The organism is Leifsonia sp. SIMBA_070 (assembly GCF_046534635.1).
Lineage (GTDB): Bacteria > Actinomycetota > Actinomycetes > Actinomycetales > Microbacteriaceae > Leifsonia.
This window is the reverse complement of record NZ_JAWRYK010000001.1, coordinates 3,001,155-3,023,538: the sequence shown is the minus strand read 5'-3', so window position 1 is coordinate 3,023,538 and position 22,384 is coordinate 3,001,155. Positions and strand designations below refer to the sequence as shown.

At 71.6% G+C, this 22,384-nt stretch carries 24 protein-coding genes; 7 read left to right on the top strand and 17 right to left on the bottom strand.

The window, feature by feature from the left end:
* Positions 1 to 63 precede the first annotated feature (63 nt).
* The 7 genes from purL to kynA all read right to left on the bottom strand — a co-directional run bounded on the left by purL (position 64) and on the right by kynA (position 7,663).
* Complete coding sequence (gene purL / locus SB754_RS14270) at positions 64 to 2,382, bottom strand: phosphoribosylformylglycinamidine synthase subunit PurL (protein WP_410782967.1); 2,319 nt, start codon at positions 2,380 to 2,382, stop codon at positions 64 to 66.
* 120 nt (positions 2,383 to 2,502) lie between these two features.
* Positions 2,503 to 3,201 (bottom strand): phosphoribosylformylglycinamidine synthase subunit PurQ, encoded by a 699-nt coding sequence (gene purQ, locus SB754_RS14265; protein ID WP_410782966.1) that lies wholly within the window; start codon positions 3,199 to 3,201, stop codon positions 2,503 to 2,505.
* Positions 3,201 to 3,461: a phosphoribosylformylglycinamidine synthase subunit PurS gene (gene purS / locus SB754_RS14260; protein ID WP_175336773.1), complete on the bottom strand. Its 261-nt coding sequence runs from the start codon at positions 3,459 to 3,461 to the stop codon at positions 3,201 to 3,203. The genes purQ and purS overlap by 1 nt, the downstream gene beginning before the upstream one ends.
* A gap of 51 nt (positions 3,462 to 3,512) precedes the next feature.
* Positions 3,513 to 4,370, bottom strand: a complete 858-nt coding sequence (locus SB754_RS14255; RefSeq protein ID WP_410782965.1) for a PaaX family transcriptional regulator C-terminal domain-containing protein — start codon at positions 4,368 to 4,370, stop codon at positions 3,513 to 3,515.
* Positions 4,363 to 5,637, bottom strand: coding sequence for a kynureninase (locus tag SB754_RS14250; RefSeq protein ID WP_410782964.1), 1,275 nt, complete (start codon positions 5,635 to 5,637; stop codon positions 4,363 to 4,365). Before SB754_RS14250 ends, SB754_RS14255 begins: the two co-directional genes overlap by 8 nt.
* The gene (locus SB754_RS14245) at positions 5,634 to 6,806 is read right to left on the bottom strand and encodes a hypothetical protein (RefSeq protein ID WP_410782963.1); all 1,173 of its coding nucleotides are present in this window, start codon (positions 6,804 to 6,806) and stop codon (positions 5,634 to 5,636) included. The genes SB754_RS14250 and SB754_RS14245 overlap by 4 nt, the downstream gene beginning before the upstream one ends.
* On the bottom strand, positions 6,803 to 7,663 hold the full coding sequence (gene kynA, locus SB754_RS14240) for a tryptophan 2,3-dioxygenase (protein ID WP_410782962.1): 861 nt from the start codon (positions 7,661 to 7,663) through the stop codon (positions 6,803 to 6,805). Before kynA ends, SB754_RS14245 begins: the two co-directional genes overlap by 4 nt.
* 151 nt (positions 7,664 to 7,814) lie before the next feature.
* Here kynA and SB754_RS14235 point away from each other — a divergent pair, with 151 nt between their 5' ends.
* The 3 genes from SB754_RS14235 to SB754_RS14225 are packed head-to-tail and all read left to right on the top strand — an operon-like array spanning position 7,815 to position 10,264.
* Entirely contained in the window at positions 7,815 to 8,483 is a 669-nt protein-coding gene (locus SB754_RS14235; protein WP_410782961.1) for an HAD family hydrolase, read from the top strand.
* A complete protein-coding gene (locus SB754_RS14230; protein WP_410782960.1) occupies positions 8,480 to 9,643 on the top strand; it encodes an alcohol dehydrogenase catalytic domain-containing protein in 1,164 nt (387 codons plus the stop codon). The genes SB754_RS14235 and SB754_RS14230 overlap by 4 nt, the downstream gene beginning before the upstream one ends.
* 9 nt (positions 9,644 to 9,652) lie before the next feature.
* Entirely contained in the window at positions 9,653 to 10,264 is a 612-nt protein-coding gene (locus SB754_RS14225) for a uracil-DNA glycosylase family protein (protein WP_410782959.1), read from the top strand.
* A 30-nt stretch (positions 10,265 to 10,294) separates the two neighbouring features.
* Here SB754_RS14225 and SB754_RS14220 read toward each other — a convergent pair whose 3' ends face one another.
* The 8 genes from SB754_RS14220 to SB754_RS14185 form a co-directional block, all read right to left on the bottom strand.
* Positions 10,295 to 10,813, bottom strand: coding sequence for a gamma carbonic anhydrase family protein (locus SB754_RS14220; RefSeq protein ID WP_410782958.1), 519 nt, complete (start codon positions 10,811 to 10,813; stop codon positions 10,295 to 10,297).
* 92 nt (positions 10,814 to 10,905) lie between these two features.
* Positions 10,906 to 12,630: a DHA2 family efflux MFS transporter permease subunit gene (locus SB754_RS14215; RefSeq protein WP_410782957.1), complete on the bottom strand. Its 1,725-nt coding sequence runs from the start codon at positions 12,628 to 12,630 to the stop codon at positions 10,906 to 10,908.
* 32 nt (positions 12,631 to 12,662) lie between these two features.
* Positions 12,663 to 13,241, bottom strand: a complete 579-nt coding sequence (locus SB754_RS14210; protein WP_410782956.1) for a PadR family transcriptional regulator — start codon at positions 13,239 to 13,241, stop codon at positions 12,663 to 12,665.
* A 143-nt stretch (positions 13,242 to 13,384) separates the two neighbouring features.
* Positions 13,385 to 14,260, bottom strand: a complete 876-nt coding sequence (locus SB754_RS14205; RefSeq protein WP_410782955.1) for a VOC family protein — start codon at positions 14,258 to 14,260, stop codon at positions 13,385 to 13,387.
* Positions 14,261 to 14,293: 33 nt separating this feature from the next.
* Positions 14,294 to 14,980, bottom strand: coding sequence for an RraA family protein (locus SB754_RS14200; RefSeq protein ID WP_410782954.1), 687 nt, complete (start codon positions 14,978 to 14,980; stop codon positions 14,294 to 14,296).
* A 128-nt stretch (positions 14,981 to 15,108) separates the two neighbouring features.
* A complete protein-coding gene (locus SB754_RS14195) occupies positions 15,109 to 16,011 on the bottom strand; it encodes a phosphoribosylaminoimidazolesuccinocarboxamide synthase (RefSeq protein ID WP_410782953.1) in 903 nt (300 codons plus the stop codon).
* 38 nt (positions 16,012 to 16,049) lie between these two features.
* On the bottom strand, positions 16,050 to 16,397 hold the full coding sequence (locus tag SB754_RS14190) for an SHOCT domain-containing protein (protein WP_410782952.1): 348 nt from the start codon (positions 16,395 to 16,397) through the stop codon (positions 16,050 to 16,052).
* A gap of 10 nt (positions 16,398 to 16,407) precedes the next feature.
* Positions 16,408 to 16,854, bottom strand: a complete 447-nt coding sequence (locus SB754_RS14185; protein WP_410782951.1) for a DUF6325 family protein — start codon at positions 16,852 to 16,854, stop codon at positions 16,408 to 16,410.
* 182 nt (positions 16,855 to 17,036) lie between these two features.
* Between SB754_RS14185 and SB754_RS14180 the strand changes: the two genes are divergently transcribed.
* Positions 17,037 to 18,281: an FAD-binding protein gene (locus SB754_RS14180; protein ID WP_410782950.1), complete on the top strand. Its 1,245-nt coding sequence runs from the start codon at positions 17,037 to 17,039 to the stop codon at positions 18,279 to 18,281.
* 122 nt (positions 18,282 to 18,403) lie between these two features.
* Here the strand turns inward: SB754_RS14180 and purD are convergent, their stop codons facing one another.
* Positions 18,404 to 19,660 (bottom strand): phosphoribosylamine--glycine ligase, encoded by a 1,257-nt coding sequence (gene purD, locus SB754_RS14175; RefSeq protein WP_410782949.1) that lies wholly within the window; start codon positions 19,658 to 19,660, stop codon positions 18,404 to 18,406.
* Positions 19,661 to 19,716: 56 nt separating this feature from the next.
* On the opposite strand from purD, the gene SB754_RS14170 reads away from it, so the two are divergent.
* Entirely contained in the window at positions 19,717 to 20,073 is a 357-nt protein-coding gene (locus tag SB754_RS14170; protein WP_410782948.1) for a sterol carrier family protein, read from the top strand.
* A 37-nt stretch (positions 20,074 to 20,110) separates the two neighbouring features.
* Here the strand turns inward: SB754_RS14170 and SB754_RS14165 are convergent, their stop codons facing one another.
* Positions 20,111 to 20,242: a hypothetical protein gene (locus SB754_RS14165; protein WP_410782947.1), complete on the bottom strand. Its 132-nt coding sequence runs from the start codon at positions 20,240 to 20,242 to the stop codon at positions 20,111 to 20,113.
* A 74-nt stretch (positions 20,243 to 20,316) separates the two neighbouring features.
* Here SB754_RS14165 and SB754_RS14160 point away from each other — a divergent pair, with 74 nt between their 5' ends.
* On the top strand, positions 20,317 to 20,733 hold the full coding sequence (locus SB754_RS14160) for a hypothetical protein (RefSeq protein ID WP_410782946.1): 417 nt from the start codon (positions 20,317 to 20,319) through the stop codon (positions 20,731 to 20,733).
* A gap of 28 nt (positions 20,734 to 20,761) precedes the next feature.
* On the top strand, positions 20,762 to 22,333 hold the full coding sequence (purF, locus tag SB754_RS14155; protein WP_410782945.1) for an amidophosphoribosyltransferase: 1,572 nt from the start codon (positions 20,762 to 20,764) through the stop codon (positions 22,331 to 22,333).
* Positions 22,334 to 22,384 lie beyond the last annotated feature (51 nt).

Here is a 22,384-nt window from a genome sequence, read left to right as displayed (position 1 = left end):
AGTAGATGCGCGAATTCTCGACGAATTGCGACATCTGCTCACCACTCGAGCACGAACGACGGGTCAGGCGACGGTGGGGCCGAAGTGCTCGGGGAGGGTGGAGCGGTGGACGCCGCGGAGCTCCTCCAGGCCGATCGTGAAGACGTCCTGCACCTCGAGCACCGGCTGGGCGCCGACCTCGGCGTCCGTCACGCCGATGCGCAGCGCGGGGATGCCGCGACCGGCGCACAGGCCGCGGAACTTGACGTCGTCCTCGCGCGGGACGGTGACGATCATGCGTGCGGTCGACTCCGAGAACAGTGCCGTCGCCGCATCCACGCCGTCGCGCTCCTCGATCTCGGTGAGCCACACACGCGCTCCGACGCCGAACCGCATCACGCTCTCGGCGAGTGCCTGGGCGAGGCCGCCGTCGGCCAGGTCGTGGGCCGACGAGACGAGTCCTTCGAGGGAGGCGGCGTGCAGGGCCTCGGCCAGCGAGCGCTCCGCGGCCAAGTCGACCGCGGGCGGGCGGCCGCCGAGGTGGCCGTGGATGGTGCCCGCCCAGGCGGAGCCGTCGAGCTCCTCGTGCGTGGTGCCGAGGAGGTAGATGTTCTCGCCCTCGTCCTGCCAGCCGGCCGGAATGCGGCGGGCCACATCGTCGATCACGCCGAGCACGCCGACCACGGGGGTCGGGAAGATCGGGGTGTCTCCGGTCTGGTTGTAGAAGGAGACGTTTCCGCCGGTGACGGGGATCTCCAGCTCCAGGCAGGCGTCGGACAGGCCTTCGACGGCCTGCGAGAACTGCCACATGACCTCGGGGTTCTCCGGGCTGCCGAAATTGAGGCAGTCGGTGACCGCGACCGGGGTGGCGCCGGAGGCGGCGACGTTGCGGTACGCCTCGGCGAGGGCGAGCTTGGCGCCCTGCTTGGGGTCGAGTTGGCAGTAGCGGCCGTTCGCGTCCGTGGCGATGGCGAAGCCCAGGCCGGACTCCTCGTCGACGCGGATCATGCCGGCATCGTCCGGGAAGGCGAGCGCCGTGTTTCCGCCGACGAAGTAGTCGTACTGGTCGGTGATCCAGCCCTTGTCGGCCAGGTTGGCGCTGCCGAGCAGGGCCAGCGTCTGCTCGCGCAGCTCGTCTCGGGTGGTGGGGCGGGGGAGGACGGAGGCGCTGTCGTCCTGCAGGGCGTCGATCCAGGTCGGGTAGGCGACGGGGCGCTCGTACACCGGGCCGTCGACCGCGACTGTGCGCGGGTCGACGTTGACGATCTCCTCGCCCTTCCAGTTGATGACGAGGCGGCCGGTCTCGGTGACCTCGCCCAGCACGCTGGTCTCGACATCCCATTTCGCCGTTACGGCGAGGAAGGCGTCGAGCAGCTCCGGCTTGACGACCGCCATCATGCGCTCCTGGCTCTCCGACATGAGGATCTCCTCTGCCGTGAGGCTCGGGTCGCGCAGCAGCACCTTGTCGAGCTCGATGAACATCCCGCCGTCGCCGTTGGAGGCCAGCTCACTGGTCGCGCAGGAGATACCGGCAGCGCCGAGGTCCTGGATGCCCTCGACGAGCTTGTCGCGGAACAGCTCCAGGCAGCACTCGATGAGCACCTTCTCGGCGAACGGGTCGCCCACCTGGACGGCCGGGCGCTTCGTCGGGCCGCCCGCGGAGAACGTGTCGGACGCCAGGATGCTGGCCCCGCCGATCCCGTCGCCGCCGGTGCGCGCGCCGAACAGCACGACCTTGTTGCCGGCGCCGGACGCGTTCGCGAGGTGCAGGTCTTCGTGACGCAGGACGCCGACGGACAGCGCGTTGACGAGCGGGTTGCCCTGGTACACCGGGTCGAAGTAGGTCTCGCCGCCGATGTTCGGAAGGCCGAGGCAGTTGCCGTAGAACGAGATGCCGGACACGACTCCGTGCACGACCCGGGCGGTGTCGGGGCTGTCGATGGCGCCGAAGCGCAGCTGGTCCATGACGGCGACCGGACGGGCGCCCATGGAGATGATGTCGCGGACGATGCCGCCGACGCCGGTCGCGGCGCCCTGGAACGGCTCGATGTACGACGGGTGGTTGTGCGACTCCACCTTGAAGGTGACGGCCCATCCCTCGCCGACGTCGACGACGCCCGCGTTCTCGCCGATGCCGACCATGAGGTTCTTCTTCATGGCGGGGCTGACCTTCTGCCCGAACTGGCGCAGGTAGATCTTCGACGACTTGTACGAGCAGTGCTCGGACCACATCACCGAGTACATGGCCAGCTCGCCGCTGGTGGGGCGGCGGCCGAGGATCTCGCGGATCCGCGCGTACTCGTCCTCCTTGAGCCCGAGTGCCGCGAAGGGCTGCTCCCGCTCCGGGGTCTCGGTCGCGTTCGCGACGGTGTCGACGACGTGCGTGGTGGTGGTGTCGGTCACGCGGGCACTCCAGTCGGGGCGGGGCTGGGCGGGGATGCGTTCAGTCTACCGGCAGCGAGCGGTGGGTCCGCCTGCTCGGGCATCGTCGGGAGAGGGCGGATGCCGACCGAAGGGCGGGTGTCAGGCCTCGACGAGGGTGGAGCGGATGACCGACGTGAAGAACGTGAGCCCGTCCGTCCCCGAGCGCATTGCGTCGCGGGTGTCGGGCCCGAAGCCGGGCTCGACCGCGTGCTCGGGATGCGGCATGAGGCCGACCACGTTGCCGCGCTCGTTGCGAACGCCGGCGATGTCGTTGAGGGAGCCGTTCGGGTTGACGCCCGCGTAGCGGAACACGACCATCCCCTCGCCCTCGAGGCGGGCGAGCTCGTCGGCCGAGGCGATGAAGCCGCCCTCGCCGTTCTTGAGCGGGATGACGATCTCCTGGCCCTGCTCGAAGCCGCTGGTCCACGGGGTGGACGTGTTCTCGACGATCAGGTGCTGGTCGCGGCGGACGAAGTTGCCGTGGTCGTTGCGGATCAGGCCGCCCGCGACGAGATGCGCCTCCGCCAGCATCTGGAAGCCGTTGCAGATGCCGAGAACGGGCATGCCCTTCGCGGCCGCGTCCACGAGCTCGGTCATGATCGGCGAGAGGGAGGCGATGGCTCCGCAGCGCAGGTAGTCGCCGTAGCTGAAGCCGCCCGGCAGGACGAGGGCGTCGACGCCCTGGAGGTCGTGCTCGCCGTGCCAGAGGGCGACCGGCTCGGCGCCGGCCAGGCGGACAGCCCGCAGTGCATCCCGATCGTCGAGCGACCCGGGGAAGGTGATGACTCCGATGCGCATCAGGCGTCGACCTCGGCGGGGTAGTGGATGCCCACCACGTCTTCGATGACCGAGTTGGAGAGGATCTCGCCCGCGATCTCCTCGACCGTCGCGCGCACCTCGTCGTCGATCGGACCGTCGACGGTGAGCTCGAAGCGCTTGCCGACGCGCACGCCGGTGACGCGCCCGCGGCCGGTGCGGGCCAGCGCTCCGGCGACCGCCTTGCCCTGCGGGTCGAGCAGCTCGGCCTTGGGCATCACTTCAACAACGATGGTCGGCACGGGGATACTCCGCTCACTCGGGGCGACAAGGGTGGGGGTTCGCGATCGATTCTACCGTGCGACTCCGACAGTGCGGTCAGACGAGGGCATCCCGGCGGCGACGGCGGCGGCGTGGGCGATCGCGCGGCCCTCCAGGTCGTGGCGAAGGCGGCGGAAGAGGGCAGCGGAGGCCGCTCCCGGCCAGTCGCCGGGCAGAGCGGAGGCGGGGAGGCCGGGGTCGCGGTACGGGATGACGCGCCACTCGTCGAGGGCGCGCATCCACAGGGCGAACGCCTGCTCGTCGTCGGAAGGCGCAGATGCATCGGCGAAGTGTGAGAGGAACACCTCGTGCGCCTGCCGGATCGAGAGGAGGTCGTACCAGCGCGCCAGCCCGGCGGCCAGGTCCCCGCGCGGAGCGGCGTCGGCGAACAGCACGATCTCGGCCTCGGCGGCGATCTCCCTCGCGGTCGCGGCGACCTCGTCCTCCAATGCCGCCGGCGCGATCCACAGGCCGTCGGCCACCGTGCCGCACCCGAGCGCGGCGAGGCGGCGGCGGAGGCGGTCCCGGCTGCTGCGCCGGCGCTCCGGGAACGAGAACGACAGCAGGCACCAGGCCTGGGCCTCCGCGCGCTCGCCGAAGATGCGGGCGTCGCCGCGCTCCAGCATCGGGATGGCCGCAGGCTCCAGCGCGTATCCGGCACCCCCGCCGCGCGGCTCCCGTCGCAGCACGCCGCGTGCACAGAGTCGCGCGAGGCTGGAGCGGGCGGTTGCCGCCGGGACTCCCAGCGCATCCATGAGCCGCACGGCGCCCGCGGCGCTCATCCAGCCGCCGATGGGCCGCAGCACGTTCCCGACCACGGTTCGGAGGAGCGCCGTCGCGCTTCCAGTCGTCGCCTCCAGGTCGTCGCGGCCGCCCGCGACGTCAGTCATGCGTGAGTTCGCCCAGCGCGTCCCGGACCGCGGCCATCCCGGCGCAGACCTCCTCGAAGCTCGTGCTCAACGGGGAGAGTCCGACGCGCAGTCCCTCGGGGTCGCGGTAGTCCGGGATGACGTCCCGCTGCCACAGCAGCGCCGTCACGTCACGCATGGCCGGGTGGTCGAGGGTGATGTGGCCGCCGCGCCGTTCCGGGTCGCGCGGGCTTGCGAGCGTCACGCCGAGCGGGGTCAGCCACTCCTCGGCCAGGGCGACCGCGAACTCTGTCAGCGCCACCGACTTCGCGCGGACCGCCTCGATGCCGGCCTCACCGATCATCGCGATCGTGTCGCGCATGGCGAGCATCCCGACGATCGGCGGGGTGCCGCTGAGGAACCGTCGCACGCCCTCCGCCGGCTGATACTCGGGGCCCATCAGGAACACGTCGCGCGCGCCCATCCAGCCCTGGATCGGCTGGGTCAGCGTCGGGATGAGGCGCGCGTTCACGTAGCCGAAGGCCGGCGAGCCGGGGCCGCCGTTCAAGTACTTGTAGGTGCAGCCGACGGCGAGGTCGACGTCGGCGGCGTCGAGGTCGACCGGCACCGATCCGGCCGAGTGGCAGAGGTCCCACAGCACGAGGGCGCCGGCGTCGTGGACGATGCGGGTGATCGCGGGCAGGTCGGCCAGGAAGCCGGAACGGTAGGCGACGTGGCTGAGCACGACGAGCGCGGTGTGCGGGCCGACGGCCGCGGCGACCTGCTCCGGCGTGACGCCTGCTTCGGTGTCCGCCTCGATCCAGACCAGGCGGAGGCCGCGCTCCCGGGCGATCCCGTCGAGCAGGTAGCGGTCGGTGGGGAAGTTGTCGGTGTCGAGCACGATCTCGCTGCGCTGGGGGAGCGCGTCGACGGCGGCGCGCGCCAGCTTGTAGAGGAGGACGGTCGTCGAGTCGCCGATGAACGTCTGGCCCGGGGCTGCGCCGAGCGCCACGCGGCCGAGCTCGTCGCCGATGGTGAACGGCAGCTCCATCCACTCCTCGTCCCAGCCGCGGATCAGCCGGTCGGCCCAGCCGTCGAGGAGGAAGCGGTGGATGCGCTCCACGCTCGCACGAGTGGGGCGGCCGAGCGAGTTGCCGTCGAAGTACGCGGTGACCTGAGAGCTGCCGTCGTCGAGGCCGACGAAGCGGCCCCGGAAAGCGGCGAGCGGGTCGGACGCATCGCGTTCCCGGGCGGCGCTCAGGGGGTCGGGCGCGAGGGTGGGGGAGGGTGCGGTGTCGAAGTCGGTCATGCGTCGTCCTCGCGGTGGTCGGGGTGGTCGGAGTGGTCGGAGTGGTCGGAGTGGTGGGTGTCGTCGGGATGATCGCCGTCGGCCCAGGCCATGAGCCGCCGGACGGTGAGGCCGTTGGCGGTGGCGAGCCAGTCGGGGAGGCCTTCGGCGAGGTCGGTCGCGGGAGGCCCGCCGGGCACCCAGGCGAGGCGCGGGCCGATGGTCGGCAGACGGTCGTCGTCGGCGTGGCGGAGGCCCGCGATCGACCGCAGCACGGCCTCCGGCGACATTCCGGCGGCGAGCAGCGCTTTCAGCTCGCGGGCGTTGACCCCCACCGGCAGCGGGCCGTTGCCCAGGTCGGTTCCGTAGAGGACGGCGCCGCCCGCCCGGACGAAGCGGCGGATGTTGTCCGAGGCGATGCGGTGCTGTTCGGTGGGGTCGCCCCAGCCGTGGATGTCCAGGGTGCTCACCCAGCTCATCCCTCGGCGGGCGCACTCGGCGATCAGGTCGTCGTCGAGGCGTTCGGCGAACGGTGCGTGCGCGAGCTGATCGGCTCCCGCGGCGACCGCGCGGGCGGTCTGCCCTTCGCCCTCGACGTGGACCGTGACCGGGACGCCCTGCGCGTGGGATTCGCTCACAATTCCGTGGAGGACGCGGTCATCCACCGTTTCGCCCGCCTCGGTGTTGAGGGTGACCTTGATGCGGGAGGCTCCGAGCATGACATTCGCACGCACCGCCCGCCGGGCCTCCCGTTCGCCGCCGACCTCCGTCGAGGAGCCCGGCGGCCCCCACCCGGCGTTGACCGGGTAGCCGCCCTCGCAGGTGATCAGGGAGCCGACGATGGCGACCGACGGCCGCGCCAGGTCGTCGGCGAGCCAGCCTGCGGCCACGGAGGGAACCCAACCGAGATCGATCGCGTGCGTGATTCCGCCGGTGAACAGACCGTGCTGGTCGGTGAGACCGAGGTGCGTGTGGTGGTCGGTCAGTCGCGGGAAGAGGGTGCCGTCGAGACGGTGGTGACGCGCCCGGGCGCTGACGGGGACGTCCTCGACAGGGTGCAGGCGCTCGCCGTCGCTACGGAAGGTGGTCTCGCCGAGCAGACGACGGCCGTTCCAGACGGCGTCGACGGTGAGGTACGCCTCGGCCATTTCGCTGCCGCTCGGTTCGGCCGGGACGACAGACCGGGTCATTCGGGGGCGCCGATCTCGGTGCGCACGGCGTACAGCTCGGGGAAGAAGGTCAATTCGAGCGCCTTCTGCAGGAACCCGGCACCGCTCGAACCGCCGGTTCCGCTCTTCATGCCGATGGTGCGCTGCACCGTCTTCAGGTGACGGAACCGCCAGAGCTGGAAGTTGTCCTCCAGGTCGACGAACTCCTCGCACGCCTCGTACTCGCTCCAGTGGTCGTTCGCGTGCTCGTAGATCTCGCGGAAGACCGGCACGAGCTCCGACGTGAAGACGTGCGCTTGGGTGACGTCGCGCTCCAGGAGGGAGGCCGGAACGGCGGACCCCGCGCGGGACAGATACCGCAGGAACTCGTCGTAGATGCTGGGCGCGTCCAGCAGCTCGGCGAGGAGGGTGTGCGCGACGGGGTCGCTCTCGAACACGCTGAGCATGCGCCGGTTCTTGTTGCCGAGCACGAACTCCACCGCTCGGTACTGGTACGACTGGAAGCCGGACGAGTTGCCGAGGAAGCCGCGGAACTCGGCGTACTCGGTCGGAGTCAGCGTTGCGAGAACGGACCACTGCTCGGTGAGGGTGCGCTGGATGTGCTTCACCCGGGCGATGCGCTTGAGTGCAGGGTGGAGGTCGTCGGCGCGGAGCAGATCCCTGGCCGACTCCAGCTCGTGGAGGACGAGCTTCAGCCAGAGCTCGGTGGTCTGGTGCTGGATGATGAACAGCAGTTCGTCGTGGTGCTCCGGGGTGCTGACCGGGCGCTGGGCGCTCAGCAACGTGCCGAGGTCGAGGTAGGAGCCGTACGACATCCGCTCCCGGAAGTCGGTGACGATGTCGGGATCGAATTCGCGGGTGTTGTCGCCGTCGGCCATGCTGCAATTCTGCGCCGGTCGTCGAAGAAGTGCAACAGACGAAGCCTCCGCCTCCGTCCGTCCTCTCCCCGTTCACCCGCGCGTTACCCGTCGTTGCGGGTCCGGTCGCACCTGGCTCGTAGCCTGGCGGGACGCGACGAAAGGCACGGCGATGACTCCCGACGGACGGATCACGAGCGAGTTCGACGACGTGACGATCGACAGCCTCGCCGTGTTCGAGGACGACGATGACCTCGCCGATCTGGAACTCGTCGTCCTCACCCTGTCGTCGGCGGTCCTCCTCGACGACGCGCTGCGGACCCACATCCAGCACTCCGACCCGGACCTCCTCCGCCCGGTCCCGGGCGCCGAAGACCTGATCCGCCGCCTGCGGGCGACCGGGGTGGCGGTCGCGCTCGTCGGCGGTCTCCCGCGCTCCACCCAGGACGCCGTGCTCGGCACCTTGGGCTGGATCGGCCTCGCCGACATCACGCTGAGCCGCGAGGATGCAGGCCGGGGCAGCCCGTTCCCCGATCTGGCGTTGACGGCGTTGCTGCGCGCCGGCGCATCCAGTGTCGAGGGGATGGTCGTGGTCGGGGACACCCCGAGCGACATCGCCGCTGGGGTCGCGGCGGGCGCAGGACTCGTCGTCGGCGTCCTGACCGGCCGGTACGACGAGCAGGCGCTGCTCGACGCGGGGGCGGACGCCGTTCTGCCGAGTGTCGCCGACCTTCCCGAACTCCTCGGCTACGACGACGACCACGACCACGACCACGACCACGAGCACGAGCACGAGCACGAGCACGAGCACTCCGGCGCCGAAGGCTCCGGCATCCGGTGACCGTCCGGGCGGTCACCCCGCGCGTCGTGGAGCCCCCGGCGCGCCTGGGGATGGGAGTGAGCGTGTACCCGTCCGCGACCGCCATGGTCTGGCCGGGTGAGGGCCACGCGCACGAGGAGGTCGCCGTCCCGGGCGTGCGTCTCGCGCCCGGCGACGTCCTGGCGCAGGTGGAGCTGGCGACCGTCTGCGGGTCCGACATCCACACCGTTCGCGGCGACCGCCAGGCACCGGCGCCGCTGGTGCTGGGTCACGAGCAGGTCGGCAGGGTGATCGCGCTGGGGCGCGGCGGCGCCCGGACCACCGACGGCCATCGCGTCGCACTCGGGGAGCGCGTCGTCTGGTCCGCGGCGGTTCCCTGCGGTCGCTGCGCGCGCTGCCGCCGCGGCCTCCCGCAGAAGTGCACCACCCTCCAGAAGTACGGCCACGAGCGGATGCGCCGCGGCTGGGAGCTGTCGGGCGGCTTCGCCACGCACACGCACATCCTGGACGGGACACCGATCGTGCGCGTCCCCGAGGAGGTGCCCGCCGAGGTGCTGGCGCCCGCGTCGTGCGCGACCGCCACCGTCGCCGCAGCACTGGAGGCCGCCGAAGCGATCGTCCCGCTCGATGGCGCCCTCGTCCTCGTCACGGGCGCCGGCATGATGGGCCTCACCGCCAGTGCGATGGCGACGGAGGCCGGGGCGCGCGTGGTGGTGAGCGATCCCCTCCCCGACCGCCGGAGGGCCGCCCTCGCCTTCGGGGCGGTCGGCATCGCGGACCCGAGTCCCGGAGCCGACTCCTCCCTCTCGCCGGCGGCCGTCATCTCGAAGGCCGGAGGCCGCGGCGCCGCCCCGACGATCGCGCTCGAGCTCTCCGGGAACCCGGCCGCCGTCCGCTCCCTGCTCGGCATCGTGGAGGTGGGAGGCGTGCTCGTGCTGGTCGGCTCCGTCTCGCCGGGACCAGAGCTGGCCATCGTTCCCGAGCAGCTCGTGCGCCGGCTTCTCACCATCCGCGGAGTGCACAACTACGCGCCCCGGCACCTCGAGCAGGCTGTGGCGTTCCTCGCGGACGCGTGGCAGCGCTACCCGTTCGCCGAGCAGGTGGGCGAGACGTTCGCGCTCTCCGACGTGGATCGGGCGCTCGGCTCCGCGACGTACCCGCGTGTCGCCGTCCGGCCGTAGCCTGGGGTGGTGCTCGACCGCTTCTTCGACCTGATCCGCGCCGTCCCGGCGCCGGACGACGCCGAGCTGCTGTTCGGTGACGACGACCTCGGGCGCCTCCGTGAGCGCAACCTCCGCCGCTACCTGGAGGCGCCGCACTCGCCGGTCCTGCTGCTGGGCGAAGCCCCCGGGTGGCGCGGGATGACCGTCACCGGGGTGCCGTTCACGTCCGTCCGCGAAGTGGAGGCCGGTGTCCTCCCGGGACTCGAGCTGCCCTCCGAGCCGCAGGCGCCGTGGGAGGCCTCCAGCCGGGTGTTCTGGGAGACGATGGCGCTGTGGCGCGGGCCGCTCCCACTGTCGTGGCCGGTGTACCCGCACCATCCGTTCGTCGCCGGACGGCCGCTGACCAACCGCACGCCGCGGTCGTCGGAGGTGCGCGCGGGCGGCCCGGTCGCCGAGGAGCTGATCCGGGTGCTGGGCATCGAGACCGTCGTGGCGGTCGGCCGGAAGGCGCAGGGCGCGCTCGCCGAGGCCGGCATCGAGGCTCCGGCCGTCCGGCATCCGGCGCAGGGCGGAGCGCGCCTGTTCACCGAGCAGCTGCTCGCGCTCAACCGCGCGATGCCGGAGACGCAGAACGGGTAGACCCGAGCGGACCAGCGGGGGCAGAGCAGGCTAGAGCGCCTGAGCCGCCCGGTGCTCCGCCGTCTTGTCGAGGTACACCGCGGCGTTCCTTCCGATGCCTGCGACCTCCTCGTCGGTCAGCTCCCGGCGCACCTTGGCGGGCACTCCCGCGACCAGCGAGCGCGGAGGGATGACCGCGCCCTGCGTCACGACGGCCCCGGCCGCGACCAGCGACCCCGCACCGATGCGGGCGCCGTTCAGGACGGTTGCGCTCATCCCGATCAGCACGTCGTCCTCGACCGTGCAGCCGTGGAGCACGGCGTTGTGGCCGACCGAGACGCGAGCGCCGACGGTCAGCGGGAAGTCGGGGTCGACGTGCGCCGACACGTTGTCCTGGAGGTTGGAGTCCGGTCCGATGACGATGGGGGCGTTGTCCGCGCGGACGACGGCCCCGTACCAGACGCTCGCTCCTCGCCCCAGCGTCACATCCCCGACCACCGTCGCTGTGGGCGCCACCCAGGCGTCCTCGTCGACCTGCGGCGTCCGTCCCTCCGGGAGCGCGTAGAGCATCGTCGCACCGTCCTTTCCGTCCCCACAGTACGACGAGGAGGTCGCGGCCGTGGTGGCTGCGACCTCCTCGCTTCTCGCGGATCGGCGCGACGTCAGTCGCTGACCGGCGCCGCGTGGATGCCGTGCGGCGGCTCCTCGCCGGGGCGGACGTCCGTGACGGGCGGCACGTCGGCGGCGTGCGAGCCGTGCGGTGTGGCGTCCACCGGGACGGGGGCGGCGTGCGCGCCGTGGGTGGCCGCGTCCACGGCGACCGGCGCACCCTCGGCGGAGGCGCCGGCGGCGACCGGAGCGCCCGCGGCGGCCGGAGCGCCCGCGGCGACCGGCGCACCCACGCCGGCCGGCGCACCCGGCCCCCAGGCGCGCGGCTTCGGACGTGCCCACCAGACGACGATCAGTGCACCGAGGAGGGCGACGGCCGCGGGCAGCAGCAGGGCCTCGGACATCGCCTGCGTGAAGCCGGCGTGCAGGAACTGCGGCAGTTCGGTGCCGGCGGCGGCCTCGCTGGTGTTCGTCGCGCCTCCCGGCGCCTTCGGCAGGTCGACGGCGAGGCGGCTCGAGATGAGGGCGGCGATGGAGGCGCTGCCCAGCACCGCGCCGATCTGGCGCGTCGTGTTGAAGACGCCGGAGCCGGCGCCCGCCTGGTTCATCGGCAGGTTGCGCGTCGCGGTCGTGGAGATGGGGCCCCAGACGCCCGACATCGAGATGCCGAGCAGCGAGCTCGGGATGAGCAGCAGCCAGATGTTGATGTCCGGCGACAGCATCCGCGAGTAGAGGAACAGGGAGAAGGAGAACAGCACCAGCGCGGGGGTGGTGATGTTGCGCGGGTTGACCCGGTCGATCAGGCGGCCGACGAAGGGCGCGAGCACTCCGGAGAACACAGCGGTCGGCGCGAGCATCAGGGCCGATTCGGTCGGCGTGAGACCGCGCACGGTCTGGAAGTAGAACACCAGCGGCAGCGCCATGCAGGTCACCGCGAAGCCGACCGTCGTGATGGCTCCGTTCGCGAGCGAGAAGTTGCGGTCGCGGAACAGCGGCAGCGGGAGCAGCGGCTCCTTCTTGTTGAAGGCCTGCCAGACGACGAACGCGATGAGCACCACGATGCCGGAGATGATCAGGCCCCAGACCGTGACGGGACCCCAGATGACGCCCCAGTCGTAGGTGCCGCCCTCCTGGATGCCGAACACCAGCAGGAACATGCCGAGGGCCGACAGGATGACGCCGAGGATGTCGAAGCTGTGGGTGTGCGTCGGGAGCTTCGGAACCAGCCGCATCGCGAGGATGAACGCCACGATCCCGACCGGCACGTTGATGAAGAAGATCCACTCCCAGCCCAGGCTGTCGACCAGGATGCCGCCGAGCAGCGGGCCGACCAGTGTCGCGACGCCCGCGACCGCGCCCCAGAGGCCCATGGCCGCGCCGCGGCGGTCCGGCGGGAAGATGCGGGTGATGACCGCCATCGTCTGCGGCGTCATCAGTGCGGCGCCGAGGCCCTGCACGACGCGGGCCGCGATCAGGATGCCGATCTGGCCGGCGAAACCGCACCAGGCGGAGGCGCCGGTGAAGATGACGAGGCCGATCAGGTACAGGTTCTTCGGGCCGAACCGGTCGCCCAGGCGTCCGGTGATGAGCAGCGGCACGGCGTAGGCGAGCAGGTAGGCGCTCGTCACCCAGATCACCGCGTTGTAGTCGGTCCCCAGGTCGAGGCCCTTCATGATCGACGGGTTGGCGACCGACACGATGGTGGTGTCGATCAGGATCATGAAGAACCCGATGACCAGCGCCCAGAGGGCGGGCCAGGGCTTCAGTTCGCGTTCCATTGTCACGTTCTTCCTGTTGAGAGCGGGGTCGCTCAGTGCTTCTCCTCGTCCCAGGAGAGGGCTCCGGAGTCGAGGTCGTCGATGAGGGCTTCGAGCGTGGCCACGTCGGCCTCCGCCATCGCGCGCAGGTAGCGCACATCCACCCAGTACATGGCCGGAAGGGCTTTCGCCCGCATGGCCCGGATCGCCTCGTCGTGCACGGCGATGTCGGCACGGACGAGATGGACGCGCTTGCGGAGCAGCGCGATCACGGTCTCGACCGGCAGGTTGTGGGACTCCCCGAGGCCGAGCGGGAACTCGGGGTATTCGTTGACGGGCGTCCCGATGATCTCGGCCACGCGCTCACCGAGGGCGAGCGTGCCCTCCTCGGTGATCGCGTAGGTGGTGCGCTCGGGGCGGTTGCCTTCGCGCTCGGTTCCGGTCACGCGCACCAGGCCGTGCCGCGCCAGGCGGTCGACCGTGTGGTACAGCGAGCCGGGACGCACCTTCACCAGGCGGTCCTCGGAGCGCTGGATGAGGGTCTGGTACATCTCGTACGGATGCGACGGACCTTCGGCCAGGAGCGCCAGCGCGGCGACGGCGAGAGGGGTGAGGGTGCTTGATTCAGCCATGATTGTTCCGGGTTGATTATTCCACAAGGAATATACGCCCGGCTCGCCGCCCGGTCAAGTCCCGTTGATCCGACCGAGTGGTGAGTGGATGCGCCTATTTCGGACGAGTTGCGACATGTGCTCACCACTCGGCGCAGGGACGCCTACGCAGGCACCACCCGGACGGCGTTCGCCCACGGGTCGTCGAAGGTGACCGAGAGCCCGTCGTCCCGTGCGGGCACGCCGTAGTGCCGCATCCGCTCGCTCAGAGCCCCGAGGTCGTCGGCGGACGGCACGCGGATCTCCACCTCGCCCAGCCCGAGGGCCAGTCGCCGGGGACCGGCGCCCCGGCTGTTCCACGTGTTCATCGCCATGTGGTGGTGGTAGCCGCCCGCGCTGACGAACAGCGCGCTATCGCCGAGCACGGCCGTCGTCTCGAAGCCCAAGCGGTCGACGTAGAAGGCGCGCGCGGACTCCACGTCCCCGACGGAGAGGTGCACGTGACCGACGGTCGCGTCGCCGAACACCGTCAGCCCGTCCGCCTCCGCCAGCGCTGCGCCGCGGTCGGTGAGGTGCTCGCTCAGGAACCGGTTCGGATCCACCTGGAGCGTCGCCATCTCGACCTGTCCGTGGGTCCAGCTCCACAGGCTGCGGTCGCGGTCCCAGTAGAGCTCGACGCCGTTCCCCTCCGGGTCGGTGAAGTAGAACGCGGTGCTCACCAGGTGGTCGGCGCTGCCGGTGAACGTCCCGGGTGCGCGACGGGCGACGGAGTAGACCGCCGCGGCCAGCGCCTCCTGTGTGTCGAAGACGATCGCGGTGTGGAACAGTCCTGCCTCACCCGGCGACGCCTGGTGCAGTTCCGGCGCGTGCTGCAGGACCACGGCGGGCGTGGCGCCGCGGCCGAGGATGACCCGGTCGCCGTCCGCTGCGAGCACCGTCAGCGTGACCGCGTCCCGGTAGTAGCGGGTCATGGCGTCGAGGTCGGCGACGCGGAGGGTGACGGCCCCCATGGCGGAGTCGGCGGGCAGGAGCTCGGGCATATAGAGGAGAACGTCGGCGGGAGCCGGGCTATTTCACGTCTCGATCGCCCCGCCCGTCTCGGCCAGGTAGCGGCGCAGCGTGAGCGTCGGGTCGGCGGCCTGCTGCCGTCGGTACCTCGCGAAGTCGAGCTGGTCGCGCAGGGACGATCCTGCGCGCATCCGCTCCGCCTGCGCACCCTCCACGGATTGGATGCGCGACGCCTCCGCGAACAGGCGCTCCCGGTCCGCGGCGGCGAGCACCAGGACGCCGTCGTCGTCCGCCACGATCCAGTGCTCGGGCCCGACGGCGACGCCATCGAGGAACGCCGAACGCATCGCTGTGCCCGCCGGTGGCACGCGCCGAGGACCGAAAGGATGGGCGCCCCGGCTGAAGACCGGCAGCCCGATCTCGCGCAGCTGGGCCGTATCCCGGTGGCGCCCCCAGATCACCGCGCCCGAGAGCCCAGAGGTGGCAGCCTCCAGCAGCATCAGATCGCCGACGCAGGCCTCGTCGTCCCGGCCGCCGTTGTCGACGACCAGCACGGCGCCCGGGGGTGCGTCGTCGATGGTCTCGAGGAGCACATCCACGCTGCCGAGGTGCGTGACCGGCGCCGCCGGACCGGCGAAGGGCCGGCCGGGCAGTAGCGCCACGAGCCCAACGGGAGCGGTCCCGACCGGGATGCCCAGCCGGACGGCGGCGTCGGCGACGGCCGCGGTGGCGGGAGGAATGCTAGCGTCCATGCCCGGACGCTAGCGCACCCGTCTCGCAGCCGCGACTGCTGCGTCGCGGAACGCGTGCGGTGCGGCGCCCAGCCGCAGTCGTTACGCGGCGTGGCAGTCGCGCCGCGGCAGCCGCAGGTTGGGCAGGGTCAGCGGCCGGTGAGGCGCTCCAGGAGGTCGCGGTAGCGGGCCGCAGTGCGCTCGACCACGTCCGCCGGCAGCACGGGCGGCGTGCCCGTCTTGTCCCAGTTGGCGGCGAGCCAGTCACGGACGATCTGCTTGTCGAAGCTGGCCATCCGCTCCTCCGGCGTGGAGCCCGCGGCGTACGCGGCGGCGTCCCAGTACCGGCTGGAGTCGCTGGTCAGCACCTCGTCCGCAAGCGTGATCTCGCCGGTGGTGCGGTCGGCTCCGAACTCGAACTTGGTGTCGGCGATGATCACGTCGTGCAGCTCCGCGATGGCGGCTCCGCGCTCGTAGACGTGCAGCGACAGCCTCCGCAGCTCCTCGGCGACGTCCGCGCCGACGAGCTCCACCGTGCGCTCGAAGCTGATGTTCTCGTCGTGCTGACCGAGGGGTGCCTTCCAGGCGGGCGTGTAGATCGGCTCCGGGAGGCGGTCGCCGTTCTGAAGGCCGCCCGGGAGCGGGATGCCGCACACGCTCTGCGTCTGCCGGTACTCGGCCCAGCCGCTGCCGGTCAGGTAGCCGCGTACGACGCACTCGATCGGGAACATCTCCAGCGGCTTCACGAGCATGGAGCGGCCGGACACGGACGCCGGGATCCGCTCCACCACCCCGCCGCCCGAGAGGACGTGGTCCGGGATGAGGTGGTTGGGGACGTCGTAGAGCTGGTCGAACCACCACAGGCTGAGCGTCGTGAGCAGTTCGCCCTTGGCCGGGATGCCCGGCTCGAGCACGTGGTCGAACGCGCTCACCCGGTCGCTCGCGACCACCAGCACGCTGTCCGTGTCGCCGAGTCCGTCGGCGCCCTCCGGCACGTACAGGTCGCGGACCTTGCCCGAGTAGACGTGGACCCATCCCGGAATGTCGCTCACCCGTCCATCGTAGAGGGACGGGTGAGCGCTGCCGGTGCCTACGCGAGCAGCTTCGCCTTCGCCCCGGCGAACTCCTCGTCGGTCAGCACGCCCTGCGAGTGCAGGGTGGCGAGCTGCTGCAGCTGCGCCATCATGTCGTCCCCGGCGGACGGGGCGGCGGGAGCCGGTTGCTGCGCCGCCTGCTCGGCAGCGGCCTGCTGGGCCATCTGCTGCATCTGCGCCTGCTGCTGCTGTTGCTCGGCCTGCTGCTGGTCGTACTGGCTCTGCGCCCTTCCCTGCTGGCGGCGCTGGACGTTACCCGAAACGGCTGTTGCGGTCCCCGCGACGACGGCCGTTCGTGCGGCCATCCCGATCAGTCCGGGGCGGCCCATTCTTCCCAAAGGCATGCTGTTCTCCTCAGCTCTCGGCGGTTTCGAGTTCGTCGATCGAACCCGACGCCACGGCGTTCACGACAGGGGCGGGGATGCGCTCGCTGTGCAGCACGACTCCTCCCGACTGGAAGAACTTGCTGGCCAGGTCCTTGGCCCAGACATGCTCGATCACGAGGATCGCGCCGGTCGTTCCCGGTTCCAGCAGGTCGGCGATCTGCTGCACGTCCTCATCGCCGGCGAGCCCGCTGGCCTCCAGGGTGATGTCCGTCAGCCCGATCTCGTCGCCGATCTCCTCCAGCTCGATGATGTCGACGCCTCCGTCGTCGTGCCGTTCGACGAAGACGAGGTCGAGGAGGCGGACCGTCCCGCTTTCGACGAGGTCCAGGATCGCTTGCACCACCCCCGACGACGGCCGGTCTGTATCGAACCCGGCGACGATGAACTCCGCCGGGCCGTACTCGAATTCGGCCATGACAGCCCCTCTCTGAAAGCGGCCCCTGCCGCTTTCAGGGGCACCATACTGCGCTGTCGGAGGCCCCGGCAATGGATCATTTCCGGCCTCTGCCGGCCGGTCGACCGGGCGGGCGGCGTCCGTAGGATGAGGGCAGGCGAACGGCCGTCCGGCCGCTGGCGATGACCCGAGGAAGGGCCGCGATGGGCGAGAAGAACTGGGCAGGGAACTACGAGTACACGGCCGAGCGGATCGCCCGCCCGCGGTCGGTGGACGAGCTCCGCGATCTCGTCGTCGCCTCCTCGTCCGTCCGGGCGCTGGGCAGCAGGCACTCGTTCAACGACCTCGCAGACACCCCCGGTCTGCTGGTGAGCACGGCGGACCTGCCGGGTTCAGCCCGTATCGACGAGGCCTCCCGCACGGTCACGGTCGGCGGCGGCGTGCGCTACGGGGACCTCGCCCGCGAACTGCAGGACGCCGGCTGGGCACTGCACAACCTGGCCTCCCTTCCGCACATCTCCGTCGCCGGGGCGATCGCGACCGCGACCCACGGGTCGGGGGATCGGAACGGCAACCTGGCCACGGCCGTGGCGGGCCTGCGCATCCTCGGCGGCTCTGGCGAGCTGGTCGACCTGCGACGCGGAGACGACGGCTTCGACGGGGCCGTGGTGGGGCTGGGCGCCCTCGGTGTCGTGACCGAGGTGACCCTGGACATCCGGCCGACCTACGACGCGCGCCAGCGGCTCTTCGCCGGGCTGCCGTGGGAGGCGGTGCTCAGCCGGTTCGACGAGGTCACTTCCGCCGCCTACAGCGTCAGCCTCTTCACGACCTGGCAGGAGGAGACGGTCTCCCTGGCCTGGCTGAAAGAGCTCGCCGGAGCGGAGACGCCGATCGAGGACGACTTCTTCGGAGCGCGGGCCCTGACCGAGGCGCGCCACATGATCCCGACCATGGATGTGCGCAACACCACAGAGCAGCTCGGCGTGGTCGGACCGTGGAGCGAGCGGCTGGCCCACTTCCGGTTCGCGTTCACGCCGTCGAACGGCGAGGAGATCCAGTCCGAGTACCTGGTGCCGCGCGCGCGGGCGGTGGAGGCCATCGAGGCCGTCAGCGGTCTGGCTCCCGTGATCGCGCCGCTGCTGCAGGTCAGCGAGATCCGGACCGTCGCGGCGGACGACCTGTGGCTGTCGAGCGCGTACGGCACCGACGTCGTGGGCCTGCACTTCACCTGGTTCCGCGACCAGGCCGGCGTGGAGGCCGTGCTCCCGCAGCTCGAGGCCGCCCTCCTGCCGCTCGGCGCGCGCCCGCACTGGGGCAAGCTCTACGTCGACCGCGACCGCCTCGTCCCGTCCCTCTACCCGCGCCTCGCCGACTTCGCGGCCCTCGCGTCCCGCTTCGATCCCGCCGCCCGCTTCCGCAACCCGTTCCTCACCCGCCTCCTCGGCTGACCCCCCGCCGTCGAGTCCACAAAAACTGCACGCGACGCGCCGTCGGAGCGTGCAGAAATCGTGTACTCGACGGTGGGCGGAGGCCCGGGGCGGGGCGGGCGGGGCGGGTGGGGCGGGGCGGGTCAGGAGACGCGGGCGGCGATGTCGGTGCGGTACTGGGCGCCGGGCAGGTGGATGAGGTCGAGCGCCGCGTAGGCGCGGTCGCGGGCCTCGGCGAAGCCGGTGCCGCGGGCGACGACGGACAGCACGCGGCCGCCGGTCGCGATCAGGTCGCCGGTCGCCTCGTCGCGGGCGGTCGCGGCGTGCGCGATCGTCACCTCCGGGACCGCAGCCGCGGCCTCCAGGCCGGTGATCGGGCGGCCCGTCTGCGGCGCCTCCGGATAGCCCTCGCTGGCGAGCACGACCGTGACCGCGGTGTCGAGCGCGAACTCCGGGCGCGGCATCCCGCCCAGGCCGCCGGTCGCCGCCGCGTAGAGCAGCGTGGAGAGGGGCGTCACGAGCCGCGGGAGCACGACCTGGGTCTCCGGGTCCCCGAAGCGGGCGTTGAACTCGATGACGCGGATGCCGCGGTCGGTGACGATCAGTCCGCAGTAGAGCAGCCCGATGAACGGCGTCTGCTCGGCCGCCAGCGTGCGCACGGTCGGGAGGGCGACGGTCTCGATGACCTCGTCGACGAAGCCGTCGGGCAGCCAGGGGAGCGGGGAGTACGCGCCCATCCCGCCGGTGTTGGGGCCTGCGTCCCCGTCGAGCAGGCGCTTGTAGTCCTGGGCGGGTGAGAGCGGCAGTACGTCGTGCCCGTCGCTGACGAGGAAGAGCGACACCTCCTGCCCGTCGAGGAACTCCTCGACCAGCACGCCGCCGTGATGCAGCCAGTGCGTCGCGTGCTCGACCGCGGCCTCCCGGTCCTCGGTGACGAGGACGCCCTTGCCGGCGGCCAGGCCGTCGGCCTTGACGACGTAGGGCGCACCGAGCTCGTCGAGCGCCCGCTCCGCCTCCGCCAGCGTCTCCGCGCGGACGGCCCGGCCGGTCGGAACGCCCGCGGCGTCCATGATCCGCTTCGCGAACGCCTTCGACCCCTCCAGCTGCGCCGCCGCCTTGCCCGGCCCGAACACCGGGATGCCGCGGGTCCGCAGGGGATCGGCGACCCCCGCCACCAGCGGAGCCTCGGGCCCGATCACCACCAGCTCGATGCCGTTCTCGATCGCATACTCGGTGACGGCCTCCCCGTCGAGCGGATCGAGCGCCGTGTCGACCCGCACATCCTCCGCGATCCCGGCGTTCCCGGGGGCGGCCACGATGTCGTGGCGCTCCTCTTCGGCGAGCAGCGCGGTGATGATGGCGTGCTCGCGGGCACCGGAACCGAGGACGAGAATCTTCACGCCACCATGCTAGGGGGAGCGGATGCCGCCTCCCGGCCGGTGGGAGGATGGATCGCATGGCGAGAGCGAAGATCGCGGACGCGGTAGGCGGCCCCGCAGTCCGTGCGGCCGTCGCGGGCGGCGCCGACCGGAACACCACGGCCACGGCGGTCCGCTACCTCCTGCAGCTGCTGGCCGAGCGGGCGCCGGGCAACACCGTCGAGGTGCGGGTGCCCCCGTTCGGCGCCGTGCAGTGCATCCCGGGCCCGCGTCACACCCGCGGGACGCCTCCGAACGTGGTCGAGACGGACGCCGCGACCTGGCTCGCGCTCGCGTCCGGCGCGATGTCGTGGGAGGAGGGCGTCGCTTCCGGGGCCGTGCACGCCTCCGGCCAGCGCGCGTCGCTGGAGGGTCTCGTCCCCCTGCGCTACTGAGCGCGGGCCCATCCCGCCGTCGCAGGCGCGCGACCGGTCACGGCTGCACCCCGAAGGCGACCGCCACGACCGCCGCGGCGACCATGACCGTCGCGAACGCTCCGACGGCGACCGCCGAGAGAACGCGGGGGAGCCGGGCCGTATCGGGCCGGGGCGCGGAGTTGTTCACATCTATTGAGACGGATGGGAGCAGCGGTCATGACGCCCGACCGCCGTCCAGTTTCGATCTGGGAGAATGGAGGCATGAGCGACACCCCCGAGCAGGAGCCGGACGAGACCCGCGAGGAGACCGTCACGCCTGCCGAGGTGCGCGTGCGGCGCTCGCCGCGCTACTTCCGGTTCATGGTGACCGGCGCCGTGCTGTTCGCGATCGTGGCGCTCATCCTCACCTTCTCCTTCCCCGAGAACCCGACGTACGACCGCGGGAGCATCTTCGGCTTCCTGCTCGCCATCTGCGCCGTCGTCGGCATCGCACTGGGCGCCGTGGTCGCTCTCGTCCTCGACCGGACGACGGCCCGTCGAGCGCGCAGCGTGCAGGCGGATAGAATCGACGTGCGCGTCACCGAGCCCGCATCGCCGCCCGCGCGGCGCGAGGGCTCGCAGCCGGAGCCCGGCACCTCGAGCAGCACCCAGAGCACCACCAGCGACACCGAGAGCTGAACATCCCGACACCTGAAAGGGGTCTGCTGTGGCCGGAGGCGACGGTCTTCTCAGTCACGATCTGCTTCCTGGCGAGAAGGGGCCGCAGGACGCCTGTGGCGTCTTCGGCGTCTGGGCCCCCGGTGAGGAGGTCGCGAAGCTCAGCTATTTCGGGCTCTACGCCCTGCAGCACCGCGGCCAGGAGTCGGCGGGCATCGCGACGAGCGACGGCGACAAGATCCTGATCTACAAAGACATGGGCCTGGTCTCGCAGGTGTTCAACGAGAACGCGCTCAACTCCCTCCCCGGCCACATCGCCGTCGGTCACACGCGCTATTCGACGACCGGCGCCTCCAGCTGGCAGAACGCGCAGCCGACCCTGGGCTCCACCGCCAGCGGCACCGTGGCGCTGGGGCACAACGGCAACCTGACCAACACCGCCGAGCTGATGCAGCTGGTCCACGAGCGCTATCCGCAGCACGATGGGGAGCTCTCCCGCGGCAACACCACCGACACGGCGGTCGTGACCGCGCTCCTCACCGGCGACCTCGACCACACGCTCGAGTCGACCGCTCTGGAGGTGCTGCCGCGGCTTCGGGGAGCGTACTGCCTGGTCTTCATGGACGAGCACACGCTGTACGCCGCGCGCGACCCGCAGGGCGTCCGTCCGCTGGTGCTGGGGCGGCTGGAGCGCGGCTGGGTCGTCGCGTCCGAGACCGCAGCGCTCGACATCGTCGGCGCGAGCTTCGTGCGCGAGGTCGAGCCGGGTGAGCTGATCGCCATCGATGAGAACGGCCTCCGCAGCCAGCGATTCGCCACCGAGAAGCGCGCCGGCTGCGTCTTCGAGTACGTCTACCTGGCGCGTCCCGACACGACGATCGCGGGCCGCGGCGTCTACGAGGCCCGCGTCGAGATGGGCCGCCGCCTGGCACGGGAGCACGAGGTCGAGGCCGACCTGGTCATCCCGACCCCGGAGTCCGGCACGCCGGCCGCCATCGGCTACGCGCAGGCATCGGGCATCCCCTTCGGGCAGGGCCTGGTGAAGAACTCGTACGTCGGCCGGACCTTCATCCAGCCGTCGCAGACCATCCGCCAGCGCGGCATCAAGCTGAAGCTGAACCCGCTGAAGGAGGTCATCAAGGGCAAGCGCCTGGTCGTGGTCGACGACTCGATCGTCCGCGGCAACACGCAGCGCGCCCTGGTGTCGATGCTGCGGGAGGCCGGCGCCGCCGAGGTGCACGTCCGCATCTCCAGCCCGCCCATCACCTGGCCGTGCTTCTACGGCATCGACTTCGCCTCGCGCGCCGAGCTGATCGCGACCGGCCTGGGCGTGGAGGAGGTGCGCCAGTCAATCGGCGCCGACAGCCTCGGCTACCTGTCGGAGGACGGCATGATCGAGGCGACGGAGCAGCCCCGCGAGCGGCTCTGCACCGCCTGCTTCACCGGCGTCTACCCGATCGAGCTGCCGGATGCGCACCACCTCGGCAAGAACCTCCTGGAGCGTCCGACCGTCGCCGCGACCGACGACGGCTCCGACGCCACGTCGGATGGCTGCGAGCCGGGCCCGGACTCCGAGCTCGAGCCGCTGCTCTCGTTCGGCGACCCGGGCCGGCAGGAGTAGGCCGGCAGGCAGGGGCAGCCGGCCGGAGCGGGCCGTCAGGAGCAGCCGCCG